The sequence below is a fragment of the Pseudomonas sp. GM30 genome, from assembly GCF_000282275.2.
Lineage (GTDB): Bacteria > Pseudomonadota > Gammaproteobacteria > Pseudomonadales > Pseudomonadaceae > Aquipseudomonas.
This window is the reverse complement of the sequence record NZ_AKJP02000029.1, coordinates 389,838-396,222: the sequence shown is the minus strand read 5'-3', so window position 1 is coordinate 396,222 and position 6,385 is coordinate 389,838. Positions and strand designations below refer to the sequence as shown.

Sequence of the window (6,385 nt, the reverse complement as noted above, 5' to 3'; positions counted from 1 at the left end):
CAGGCTGCGATCTTTTGATCTTGCCTGGAAAATCTACTTCTCGAACCCGCTCGAAGGAAACACATCACTCCCGCGCCAGCGCCGCACCGAACGCTGGAAGAACAGGCTGTTCGGCACTTGCACCATGGCGCTGCCCGTCCCGAGCTCCTCGGCTTCGATCAATGTGGTGTAGAGCAGATTGATCGCCACCACCCGGCCTTTGACACCCGGCTTGTCGGTGGTGTCCACCAGCTCGACCACATCGCCCAGGCGGAACGGGCCGACGGTGAAGATCAGAATCGCGCAAAGCAGGTTCGACAGCACACTCCACATCGCGAAGAACGCCACCGCCGCCACCGCGACGAAACCCGACAGCGCCGTCCACAACACCGTGGCCGATACGCCGAGGCGCTCCAGCACAAAAATCACCGCGCTGCCCATGATCAGCCAGCGCAATACGCCACGCAGGGGCATCAGCAACTGCGGCGGAAACGGATAGCGCTCGCCCAGACGGGTGAGGAATCGCGCGACGACACGCTGAGCGAAGTAACCGGCCAACAGGATCAGCAGAATCTGCACGCCGAGCCAGATCGGCTCGACCCACATCGCCGGCAGCGGCAGCTTGAACGCTTCCATCAGGACAGCGCCTCCAGCTCCGCCTGCATGCTTTCCAGCGTCTCGAGCGCTTCCATCCAGGCTTCTTCCAGTTCGGCTTCGCGCACTTTCAGCTTGGCCTGCTCTGCCAGCAGATCACGCAATTCGTTCTTGCGCGCCGGCTCGTAGATGTCGCTGTCGCCGAGGCTGGCATCGGCCTTGGCGAGTTTCTCGTGGAGCTTGCCCAGTTCGGCTTCGAGCTTGTCGGCTTCACGCTTGTGCGGCGCCAGTTGCTGACGCAACGCGGCAGCCGCCTGGCGCTGGGCCTTCTTGTCGGTCTTGTCCGGGTTGACCGGGGTGTTGCTGACCGGGGCGTTACGCTGACGGTATTCCACCAGCCAGCGCGCGTAGTCTTCGAGGTCGCCATCGAACTCTTCGACCTTGCCGTCCGCGACCAGGTAGAAGTTGTCGGTGGTGCTCTTGAGCAAGTGCCGATCGTGAGACACCACCAATACCGCGCCGCTGAATTCCTGCAGCGCCATGGTCAGCGCCAGACGCATTTCCAGGTCGAGGTGGTTGGTCGGTTCGTCGAGCAGCAACAAGTTCGGCCGTTCCCAGGCGATCAATGCCAGCGCCAGACGCGCTTTCTCGCCACCGGAGAAATTCAGCACTGGCTCGTCAATGCGTGCGCCACGGAAATCGAAACCGCCGAGGAAGTCGCGCAGGGTCTGCTCGCGTTCGGTCGGCGCCAGACGCTGCAAGTGCAGCAGCGGGCTGGCCTTGGCATCCAGCGAGTCGAGCTGATGCTGGGCGAAATAGCCGACCACGGTGTTTTCACCACGGGTCAAGCGCCCGGCCAGCGGCTCGAGCTCACCGGCGAGGTTTTTGATCAGGGTCGATTTACCGGCACCGTTCGGCCCGAGCAGGCCGATCCGCGCACCCGGGGTCAGTTGCAGCTTGACCTTCTCCAGGATGGTTTTATCGCCATACCCCAGACGTGCATCGGACAGGTCGATCAGCGGGCTGGAGATCTTGGTCGACTCGCGGAACACGAAGTCGAACGGCGAATCGACGTGGGCCGCCGACAGCTCTTCCATGCGTTCCAGGGCCTTGATCCGGCTCTGTGCCTGACGGGCCTTGGTGGCCTGGGCCTTGAAGCGGGCGATGTAGCTTTCCATGTGCGCACGTTGCGCCTGCTGCTTCTCGTAGGCCTGTTGCTGCTGGGCCAGACGTTCGGCACGGGCGCGTTCGAACGCGGTGTAGCCGCCCCGGTACAGGGTCAGTTTGCGCTGATCGACATGCGCCACGTGATCGACCACTTCATCGAGGAAGTCGCGGTCGTGGGAAATCAGCAGCAAGGTGCCCGGATAGCTTTTCAGCCACTCTTCGAGCCAGATGATCGCGTCGAGATCCAGGTGGTTGGTCGGTTCGTCGAGCAGCAACAGGTCCGACGGACACATCAAGGCCTGCGCCAGGTTCAGACGCATCCGCCAGCCACCGGAGAAATCGCCTACCTGGCGATCCATCTGCTCGTTGGTGAACCCGAGGCCTGCCAATAGTTTTCGGGCGCGGGCATCGGCGGTATAGCCGTCGGCGCTGTCGAGTTCGGCGTGCAAACGGGCCAGAGCCGTACCATCGTGGGCCGCTTCGGCGACGGCGAGGTCACGTTGTACCTCACGTAGACGCAGGTCGCCATCGAGCACATAGTCGACCGCCAGGCGCTCGAGGGTGTCGACCTCCTGGCGCATGTGCGCAATACGCCAGTCGGCCGGCAGCAGGCAATCGCCCGAGTCCGGGTGCAACTCGCCGCGCAGCAAGGCGAACAGGCTGGATTTGCCGGCGCCGTTGGCACCGATGAGGCCGGCTTTATGGCCGGCGTGCAGGGTCAGCTCGGCGTCTTCTAGCAGACGTTGCGGGCCACGCTGTAAAGTCAGGTTCTGAAGTCGGATCATAATGGCGGCGGAGTCTACCAGCTTCGCTCACAACTGGCGCGAGTAGCACGATGTCCTCTGACCTGTGGAGCTTTTCCCTTGCCACCTACGCCCGACCGGGTGTCGAACACGCTTGCCTGCAACTGCAAACGGCAGGCGCCAATGTGTGCCTGTTGCTGTGCGGTTCATGGCTTGAACAACGCCACGTGAGCTGCACCGAACAACGTGTGCAACAGCTGAAAGAACTGGTGGGGCCTTGGGACGTGGAGGTGGTGCAGCCACTGCGTGCGTTGCGCACTCAATGGAAAACCCTGGCCGAAGACGATCCGATACTCAAGGGTCTGCGAGAACAAATGAAAGCGCTGGAGCTGGAAGCCGAACGGCATCTGCTGTGGCAATTGGAACAGATTGCGCAGGCCTGGCCGCGCGATGACGTCTCAGCGTCGAGGCAATGGCTGGAGAGTCTGGCGGGATCGACCGCCAGCCCGAACCGCGACGCGCTGCACGTGCTGCGCGTCGCGGCAACCGGCGCTTAGGAAGCGCTGGTCGGGTTGCTGCTGACGCTCGACGCAGCGGCTGGCGTTGGCGCCGTCGTGGTGGTCGAGGTAGAAGCAGCTGGAGCAGGTGCAGCGGCCGGCGCCGGAGTGGCTGGCTTGGCAGCCGGTGCAGTCGCCGGTTTGGCCGCAGCGGGTTTGGCAACAGCCGGTTTTTTCGCGGCAGGTTTGGCAGCCGGCTTGGCGGCTGGTTTAGCGGCTGGCTTTGCGGCTACCGGTTTGGCAGCAGGCTTGGCCGCAGCGGTCGCAGGTTTTGCTGCTGCAGGTTTGGCAGCGGTTTTAGCGGCAGGCTTGGCCGCTGGTTTGGCAGCAACCTTGGCAGCAGGTTTTGCCGCGACCGGTTTGGTTGCAGGCTTGGCAGCCGGTTTTGCAGCGGCGGTTTTCGCCGCAGGTTTGGCAGCCGGTTTAACCGCGATTTTGGCAGCAGGTTTGGCAGCAGCGGTTTTGGCCGGAGCGGCTTTGCGCGCAGCTGGTTTTGCCGCTGGCTTGGCAGCTGGTTTTGCCGCTGGCTTGGCAGCCGGTTTTGCCGCTGCAGGCTTGGCAGCAGCAGTGCGTGCGGCCGGTTTTGCAGCGCTCGCCGCAGCCGGTTTTTTCACTGCGGTTTTTGCAGCAGGTTTGGCGGCGGTTTTAGCCGGTGCCTTGGCCGCTGGTTTTGCCGTTGGTTTGGCTGCAGCAGTTTTCGCCGGGGCTTTCGCCGCAGCCGGTTTGGCTGGCGCTTTTTTCGCAGGCGCTGCTGCAGGTTTGGCAGCGCGGGAGGACAGTGCCTTGCCGGCGGCCTCTTGCACACGACCGACACCCTGGGCCAGTTTCAGGCTTTCCTGGGCATCGCGCTTGAGTTGCAGAATGTAGCCACGGGTGTCGGACTGACGATCCTTCAGCGCATCTAGCAGGTCTTCGAGTTCTTTGACGGCAGCCTTGGCCTTGTTCTGCGCCTTGGCTTTACCGGCAGTGGCTGCGTCCTGCAGTTTGGTGCGGGATTTGTGCAGTTTTTCTTGCGCCTTGCCGCGTTGCTTTTCCAGTTTGGCGAGCAGTTTTTCAGCATCAGCCAAGGCTTGGGAGCAAGCGTTTTCCAAATGCTCGAGCAGGCTGCCCGAGAGTTGTTGGAGTAAGTGCAACGGAGTGTTTACAGGCTTCTTGGTGGCCGACATGGTTTACCTCCTGGCTGACGTGAGTGCGGCTCATACTAGACCTCTGCAGTTACCGCCGCTAGGTCATCTTGACAGTAACGAAACCGTTGCGTTGCAACGCAGCGAAAATGTTCTGCACAAAGACAAAAGCAGTTCACCGTTGCAGACCTTCGCGCTGGCATAATCGCCCGCATTTCAGGACGGAGAGTGCCCATGTCGCGCTACCTTTTTTTATCCCTCTGGATGATTTTTTCCGTGGCCCAGGCCGAGGAAAAAACCACCGCGAACGATGCTCACGATCTGGCCTACAGCCTCGGCGCCAGCCTCGGTGAACGCTTGCGCCAAGAAGTGCCGCAACTGCAGATTCAAGCACTGGTCGACGGTTTGCAGCAGGCCTATCAAGGCAAGCCACTGGCACTGAGCGAAGCACGGATCGAGCAGATCCTCGCCGATCATGAATCGCAGAACGCCGAACACTCATCGCAGCCGTCGAGCGATGCCGCGATGGAAAACGAACAGCGTTTTCTCACCGCCGAAAAAGCCAAGCCGGGCGTGAAGGAACTGGCCGACGGCATCCTGCTGACCGAGCTGACACCGGGCACCGGTGCCAAGGCCGGCCCCGATGGCAAAGTCCAGGTGCTGTATGTCGGTCGTCTGCCGGACGGCACAGTGTTCGATCAGAACACTCAGCCGCAATGGTTCAGCCTCGACAGCGTGATTGCCGGTTGGCGTACCGCACTGCAGAACATGCCGGTGGGTGCCAAGTGGCGACTGGTGATTCCATCGGATCAGGCCTATGGCGCCGACGGTGCGGGCGACCTGATCGCGCCGTTCACACCGTTGGTGTTTGAAGTCGAATTGCGCGGTGCAACGAGCTGACCGACGCCGACTCGCCGGCATAAAAAACGCGGTGCGCTTTCGGCGCACCGCGTTTTTATGCTTTCGAAAAACCAATCAGGCCTGAACCGGATCTTCCTGCTTGTGCGCCGTGTGCAGCACTTCGATCAGGCAGTCTTCCAGTTCGAAGCGTTCGTGCAGCAGGCCACCCAGTTCCTTGAACTTCTCGGCGACGCATTTGCCTTCATCGCAAAGGTCGTTGAACGCGAGGAGTTTTTCGGTGATGACGTCGATGCGCGGGTAGAGGGTTTCGGCGAGTTCCAGACCACGCTTGTCGTTGAAGGCCTTGGCTTCACCGGTCAGCTGTTCGTAGATCTCGAAGTGCCCGGCCGAGACGTAATCGACCAGCACGCCGCAGAATTCCAGCAAGGGTTTACGGTTCTCGGACAGAGCCTGTGGTTTGTCACCCAACTTGTCGTAGGCACCGATCAGATCTTCACGCTCTTGCAACCAGCGGTCGATCAGCAGATGAACTCCACCCCAGCGTTCCTGAGCATTCTGACAACTTTCGAGCATGGCGATCTCTCTTCCCTTGTGGGTCATGCTGCTCTACACCCGCGCCCCTCTTCTGGCTTTTATCGCTTGGAGGCCGACCGGGCAGAGCGTCATCGAGCAACATAAATCCAATGACACGTGCGGGCCAGATTATGCCCGCACGCCTATGGCTTCAAGGTACGCAGGAGATAAAGTTCATACAAGTGTTTAATCCCCGACCAGCGTGTGGTGCGACGCTTCGCCGCTGAGCGGTCGCTGCAGAGCGCTCCAGACCAGCCGCAGCAATTGATAGACCGCCAGGATCGACATCGCCACAAAGAACAGCAGACTCCATTCCGGGATGCTCAAATCGAACAGCGTCCAGGAAATTTCCGCGCAATCGACACCACCCTTGAACATCCGCATCGTTGCACACAACCACGGCAGGTTGCTGAACAGCGCTTCGGAATCGGGCGCGCAACGGGTCATTTGCACCAGCGGATCACTCTGTAACAGCACCTGCCGCCAGGCCGCCGTGGTGCCAGCCAGGCTCAGGCCAAGCGCGGCAGCCCAATAGAGCGACAGGCCGACACGCCGTGGGCCGTGGATCGCCGCCAGCCCGCAACAGGCTGCCAGCAACGCCATGAAGAAGCGTTGCGCCAGGCACAGGCTGCAGGGCGTCAGCCCCACCGCGTATTCGAGATAATAGGAAGCTCCCAGGGCCAGTGCGCCTGCAGTGAAAGCCGTGAAAAACAAGGAGCGTGAACAGGCCAACGACATGGCTTTTCCGTAACAGTGGAGACAGGCAGTTACGGTAGAGGAAAGCTTG

The 6,385-nt window shown here is 61.3% G+C and carries 7 protein-coding genes; 2 read left to right on the top strand and 5 right to left on the bottom strand.

Features of this window, described 5'->3' with window-relative positions:
* Positions 1-33 precede the first annotated feature (33 nt).
* Both PMI25_RS23450 and PMI25_RS23445 read right to left on the bottom strand, forming a co-directional pair.
* Positions 34-615, bottom strand: a complete 582-nt coding sequence (locus PMI25_RS23450; RefSeq protein WP_007964510.1) for a mechanosensitive ion channel family protein — start codon at positions 613-615, stop codon at positions 34-36.
* Positions 615-2,525 (bottom strand): ATP-binding cassette domain-containing protein, encoded by a 1,911-nt coding sequence (locus PMI25_RS23445; RefSeq protein ID WP_007964512.1) that lies wholly within the window; start codon positions 2,523-2,525, stop codon positions 615-617. Before PMI25_RS23445 ends, PMI25_RS23450 begins: the two co-directional genes overlap by 1 nt.
* A 50-nt stretch (positions 2,526-2,575) precedes the next feature.
* Between PMI25_RS23445 and PMI25_RS23440 the strand changes: the two genes are divergently transcribed.
* Positions 2,576-3,040: a TIGR02444 family protein gene (locus tag PMI25_RS23440; RefSeq protein WP_007964514.1), complete on the top strand. Its 465-nt coding sequence runs from the start codon at positions 2,576-2,578 to the stop codon at positions 3,038-3,040.
* Here the strand turns inward: PMI25_RS23440 and PMI25_RS23435 are convergent.
* Entirely contained in the window at positions 3,037-4,206 is a 1,170-nt protein-coding gene (locus PMI25_RS23435) for an AlgP family protein (RefSeq protein WP_007964516.1), read from the bottom strand. The two genes, PMI25_RS23440 and PMI25_RS23435, sit on opposite strands and share 4 nt — an antisense overlap.
* Before the next feature lie 192 nt (positions 4,207-4,398).
* On the opposite strand from PMI25_RS23435, the gene PMI25_RS23430 reads away from it, so the two are divergent.
* Complete coding sequence (locus PMI25_RS23430) at positions 4,399-5,064, top strand: FKBP-type peptidyl-prolyl cis-trans isomerase (protein ID WP_007964518.1); 666 nt, start codon at positions 4,399-4,401, stop codon at positions 5,062-5,064.
* A 75-nt stretch (positions 5,065-5,139) separates the two neighbouring features.
* Here PMI25_RS23430 and PMI25_RS23425 read toward each other — a convergent pair whose 3' ends face one another.
* The gene (locus tag PMI25_RS23425; RefSeq protein WP_007964519.1) at positions 5,140-5,598 is read right to left on the bottom strand and encodes an Rsd/AlgQ family anti-sigma factor; all 459 of its coding nucleotides are present in this window, start codon (positions 5,596-5,598) and stop codon (positions 5,140-5,142) included.
* A 186-nt stretch (positions 5,599-5,784) separates the two neighbouring features.
* On the bottom strand, positions 5,785-6,336 hold the full coding sequence (locus tag PMI25_RS23420) for a disulfide bond formation protein B (RefSeq protein WP_007964520.1): 552 nt from the start codon (positions 6,334-6,336) through the stop codon (positions 5,785-5,787).
* Positions 6,337-6,385: the final 49 nt, after the last annotated feature.